This is a genomic window from Paraburkholderia sp. SIMBA_053 (assembly GCF_046534895.1).
Lineage (GTDB): Bacteria > Pseudomonadota > Gammaproteobacteria > Burkholderiales > Burkholderiaceae > Paraburkholderia > Paraburkholderia caledonica.
This window is the reverse complement of sequence record NZ_JAWRXU010000537.1, coordinates 1-278: the sequence shown is the minus strand read 5'-3', so window position 1 is coordinate 278 and position 278 is coordinate 1. Positions and strand designations below refer to the sequence as shown.

The window sequence follows — 278 nt, the reverse complement described above, 5'->3', positions numbered from 1 at the left end:
CCATACGGCGTTTTCGATCAGGCCGTCTTCGGTGCGCAGATGAAAGTACGACGCGTCGCCCTTGAACGGGCAGTGCGTGGTGTGCGTCGAGCGCTCGAGCCGCGCCATGTTCACGTCTTCGCGCGGAAAGTAGAACACGTCGGGCAGGCCGGTTTCGCTGATTGTCAGCGCGGCGTGCGTGTCGGCCATCGTCACGCCGCCGTGGATCACGCGGACGCGGTGATCGTTGCCGGTGATCGCGATGGCATGTCCGCCGGCGGACTTGTCCCGGCTTCCGT

The 278-nt window shown here is 65.5% G+C and carries 1 protein-coding gene; it reads right to left on the bottom strand.

Translation table 11 applies throughout. From position 1 onward, the window contains the following. Positions 1 to 278, bottom strand: a 278-nt coding sequence (locus tag SB753_RS36755) for a DUF427 domain-containing protein (protein WP_410805047.1), incomplete at both ends; no start/stop codon positions are given.